At 56.7% G+C, this 5,376-nt stretch carries 3 rRNA genes; all 3 read right to left on the reverse strand.

From position 1 onward, the window contains the following. Window positions 1–7: 7 nt before the first annotated feature. Window positions 8–124, reverse strand: a 5S ribosomal RNA gene (gene rrf / locus EV193_RS32995). Window positions 125–221: 97 nt separating this feature from the next. Further along, window positions 222–3,361: ribosomal RNA gene (locus EV193_RS33000) — 23S ribosomal RNA — on the reverse strand. Window positions 3,362–3,730: 369 nt separating this feature from the next. Next, a 16S ribosomal RNA gene (locus EV193_RS33005) occupies window positions 3,731–5,251 on the reverse strand. Together the 16S, 23S and 5S rRNA genes form the textbook arrangement of a ribosomal RNA operon. Window positions 5,252–5,376: the final 125 nt, after the last annotated feature.

The raw sequence follows: 5,376 nt of genomic DNA on the forward strand, positions 1-5,376 counted from the left end.
AAAAGAAGTCCGGCGGTGTCCTACTCTCCCACACCCTCTCGAGTGCAGTACCATCGGCGCTGGAGGGCTTAGCTTCCGGGTTCGGGATGGGACCGGGCGTTTCCCCTCCGCCATGACCGCCGTAACACTATGAAACAGTCCGTCAAACAACCTGGTCAGTCCACCTATTGGTGGGGTTGTTTGGTGTTTCAGACACCGTACAGTGGATGCGTAGCATGTTTGTGGGCAAGCCCTCGGCCTATTAGTACCAGTCAACTTCACCCGTTACCGGGCTTCCATCTCTGGCCTATCAACCCACTGGTCTAGGTGGGGGCCTTAACCCCTCGAAGGGGTGGGAGACCTCATCTTGGAACAGGCTTCCCGCTTAGATGCCTTCAGCGGTTATCCCTTCCGAACGTAGCCAACCAGCCATGCCCCTGGCGGGACAACTGGCACACCAGAGGTTCGTCCGTCCCGGTCCTCTCGTACTAGGGACAGCCTTCCTCAAGTCTCCTGCGCGCGCGGCGGATAGGGACCGAACTGTCTCACGACGTTCTAAACCCAGCTCGCGTACCGCTTTAATGGGCGAACAGCCCAACCCTTGGGACCTACTCCGGCCCCAGGATGCGACGAGCCGACATCGAGGTGCCAAACCATGCCGTCGATATGGACTCTTGGGCAAGATCAGCCTGTTATCCCCGGGGTACCTTTTATCCGTTGAGCGACGCCGCTTCCACCAGCCAGCGCCGGATCACTAGTCCCGACTTTCGTCCCTGCTCGACCTGTCGGTCTCACAGTCAAGCTCCCTTGTGCACTTGCACTCAACACCTGATTGCCAACCAGGCTGAGGGAACCTTTGGGCGCCTCCGTTACCCTTTGGGAGGCAACCGCCCCAGTTAAACTACCCACCAGGCACTGTCCCTGAACCAGATCATGGTCCGAAGTTAGACACCCAGTACGATCAGAGTGGTATTTCAACATTGACTCCACAACCACTGGCGTGGCCGCTTCACAGTCTCCCACCTATCCTACACAAACCGAACCAAGCACCAATACCAAGCTATAGTAAAGGTCCCGGGGTCTTTCCGTCCTGCCGCGCGTAACGAGCATCTTTACTCGTAGTGCAATTTCGCCGGGCCTGTGGTTGAGACAGCCGGAAAGTCGTTACGCCATTCGTGCAGGTCGGAACTTACCCGACAAGGAATTTCGCTACCTTAGGATGGTTATAGTTACCACCGCCGTTTACTGGCGCTTAAATTCTCAGCTTCGCCCCCCAAAAGGGGACTAACCGGTCCTCTTAACGTTCCAGCACCGGGCAGGCGTCAGTCCGTATACATCGTCTTGCGACTTCGCACGGACCTGTGTTTTTAGTAAACAGTCGCTTTCCGCTGGTCTCTGCGGCCACCCCTCCCTAACCCGCAAAGGGTTTCAAGAGGTTTGGCCCCCCTTCTCCCGAAGTTACGGGGGCATTTTGCCGAGTTCCTTAACCACAGTTCACCCGATCGCCTTAGTATTCTCTACCTGACCACCTGTGTCGGTTTGGGGTACGGGCCGCATGGACACTCACTAGAGGCTTTTCTCGGCAGCATGGGATCACCCTACTTCGCCTCATTCGGCTATGCATCACCTCTCACCCACATGAACGGCGGATTTGCCTACCGTTCGGGCTACAGGCTTACACCAGTACTACCATTCACTGGCGGAGCTACCCTCCTGCGTCACCCCATCGTTTGACTACTACCGGCTCAGGTCCCACGCTCCACCCACCACCCCAACACCGAAGTGCTGGGTTAAGCGGGCTTTGGGTGGTTAGTATCACCGACCTCATCAGGGGCGCATCCACACGGGTACGGGAATATCAACCCGTTATCCATCGACTACGCCTGTCGGCCTCGCCTTAGGTCCCGACTTACCCTGGGCGGATTAGCCTGGCCCAGGAACCCTTGGTCATCCGGCGGACGAGTTTCTCACTCGTCTTTCGCTACTCATGCCTGCATTCTCACTCCCACACCCTCCACCGCTAACTTCCGTCACGGCTTCCACGGATGCAGGACGCTCCCCTACCCACCCACACCACTGCACCCACCCCCGAAAGGATGGGCGGATGTATTGTGTGAATGACACAGCTTCGGCGGTGCGCTTGAGCCCCGCTACATTGTCGGCGCAGGATCACTTGACCAGTGAGCTTTTACGCACTCTTTCAAGGATGGCTGCTTCCAAGCCAACCTCCTGGTTGTCTGGGCAACCCCACATCCTTTCCCACTTAGCGCACACTTAGGGGCCTTAGCTGGTGTTCTGGGCTGTTTCCCTCTCGACTACGAACCTTATCGCCCGCAGTCTCACTGCCGCACTCTCACACCTCGGTATTCGGAGTTTGGTTGATTTCGGTAAGCTTGTAGGCCCCCTAGACCATCCAGTGCTCTACCCCCGAGGTGAAACATACGACGCTGCACCTAAATGCATTTCGGGGAGAACCAGCTATCACGGAGTTTGATTGGCCTTTCACCCCTACCCACAGCTCATCCCCCAGGTTTTCAACCCTGGTGGGTTCGGGCCTCCACAACATCTTACTGTTGCTTCACCCTGGCCATGGGTAGATCACTCCGCTTCGGGTCTAGACCACGCGACTCAAACGCCCTATTCAGACTCGCTTTCGCTACGGCTACCCCACACAGGTTAACCTCGCCACGCAGCACTAACTCGCAGGCTCATTCTTCAAAAGGCACGCCATCACCCCGTCCCCCAAAGGGAACTTAGAGCTCTGACGGCTTGTAGGCACACGGTTTCAGGTACTCTTTCACTCCCCTCCCGGGGTACTTTTCACCTTTCCCTCACGGTACTAGTCCGCTATCGGTCACCAGGAAGTATTTAGGCTTACCGGGTGGTCCCGGCAGATTCACAGCAAATTTCACGAGCTCGCTGCTACTTGAGAACACCACAACAAGTTCAAGTGCTTTCACCTACCCGACTCTCACGGTCTACGGTACTGTTTTCCAAACAGTTTCGGCTAACACAAGAATTTCTGACTCGCTATCAGGCTGACAGACCTGAAAAGTGGGTCTCACAACCCCGAACACGCAACCCCTGCCAGGTATCACACGCATTCGGTTTAGCCTCCTCCGCTTTCGCTCGCCACTACTCACGGAATCACAATTGTTTTCTCTTCCTACGGGTACTGAGATGTTTCACTTCCCCGCGTTCCCCCCACCACCCTATACATTCAGATGATGGTGACCCCACATGACTGGGGCCGGGTTTCCCCATTCGGAAATCCTCGGATCTCAGCTCGGTTGACAGCTCCCCGAGGCATATCGCAGCCTCCCACGTCCTTCATCGGCTCCTGATGCCCAGGCATCCACCATGTGCCCTTAAAAACTTGACCACAAAGATGCTCGCATCCACTGTACAGTTCTCAAACACCAACCAGCCAAACCCCCACACACGACCACCACACCAACAACGTTGGCCGTCTAGCCGACAGGGATTCCCTGACCAGAACCAGAAACAACCCACACAACCGTGTGTTGTCTCAGGACCCAACAGCGTGCCGCACACATTCCCTCAATCCACCCCGATCGACCCTTCCACGCCGCCAAAGGCAGCAGTACTAACTCGACCAGCACAAACCGAGATAACGCTCAACCAGTAGTTCCACATTCTTGAGCCACCAGGCAACCACACGAACGGTGATTCAACCTAGCCCTCCCACCAACACCATCTAGCTGATGTCAGGGTTTGGGGTGCTCCTTAGAAAGGAGGTGATCCAGCCGCACCTTCCGGTACGGCTACCTTGTTACGACTTCGTCCCAATCGCCAGTCCCACCTTCGACCACTCCCTCCCGAGGGTTGGGCCGTGGGCTTCGGGTGTTACCGACTTTCGTGACGTGACGGGCGGTGTGTACAAGGCCCGGGAACGTATTCACCGCAGCGTTGCTGATCTGCGATTACTAGCGACTCCGACTTCACGGGGTCGAGTTGCAGACCCCGATCCGAACTGAGACCGGCTTTAAGGGATTCGCTCCACCTCACGGTCTCGCAACCCTCTGTACCGGCCATTGTAGCATGTGTGAAGCCCTGGACATAAGGGGCATGATGACTTGACGTCATCCCCACCTTCCTCCGAGTTGACCCCGGCAGTCTCCCATGAGTCCCCACCATAACGTGCTGGCAACATGGAACGAGGGTTGCGCTCGTTGCGGGACTTAACCCAACATCTCACGACACGAGCTGACGACAGCCATGCACCACCTGTACACCAACCACAAGGGAAGCCCTATCTCTAGGGATGTCTAGTGCATGTCAAGCCCAGGTAAGGTTCTTCGCGTTGCATCGAATTAATCCACATGCTCCGCCGCTTGTGCGGGCCCCCGTCAATTCCTTTGAGTTTTAGCCTTGCGGCCGTACTCCCCAGGCGGGGCGCTTAATGCGTTAGCTACGGCACGGACAACGTGGATGTCGCCCACACCTAGCGCCCACCGTTTACGGCGTGGACTACCAGGGTATCTAATCCTGTTCGCTCCCCACGCTTTCGCTCCTCAGCGTCAGTATCGGCCCAGAGACCCGCCTTCGCCACCGGTGTTCCTCCTGATATCTGCGCATTTCACCGCTACACCAGGAATTCCAGTCTCCCCTACCGAACTCAAGTCTGCCCGTATCGACCGCAAGCCCACAGTTAAGCCGCAGGTTTTCACGGCCGACGCAACAAACCGCCTACGAGCTCTTTACGCCCAATAAATCCGGACAACGCTCGCACCCTACGTATTACCGCGGCTGCTGGCACGTAGTTAGCCGGTGCTTCTTCTACACCTACCGTCACCCCGAAAGGCTTCGTCGATGTCGAAAGAGGTTTACAACCCGAAGGCCGTCATCCCTCACGCGGCGTCGCTGCGTCAGGCTTTCGCCCATTGCGCAATATTCCCCACTGCTGCCTCCCGTAGGAGTCTGGGCCGTGTCTCAGTCCCAGTGTGGCCGGTCGCCCTCTCAGGCCGGCTACCCGTCGTCGCCTTGGTACGCCACTACCGCACCAACAAGCTGATAGGCCGCGGGCCCACCCCATACCGCCGGAGCTTTCCACCCCACACCATGCGATGCGAAGTCATATCCGGTATTAGACCCAGTTTCCCAGGCTTATCCCAAAGTATAGGACAGGTTACCCACGTGTTACTCACCCGTTCGCCACTAATCCCCAGCCGAAACTGGATCATCGTTCGACTTGCATGTGTTAAGCACGCCGCCAGCGTTCGTCCTGAGCCAGGATCAAACTCTCCAACAATGAATGTTTGAAAATCCGATCGACTCGTACTAGTCAATCCTCAAAGGAACCCACAAAGGGGTTCATAATAAGCTCTACTGGCTTACATCGGCACACTGTTGAGTTCTCAAACAACACACGCACAC

It is taken from the genome of Herbihabitans rhizosphaerae (genome assembly GCF_004216555.1).
Taxonomy (GTDB): Bacteria; Actinomycetota; Actinomycetes; order Mycobacteriales; family Pseudonocardiaceae; genus Herbihabitans; species Herbihabitans rhizosphaerae.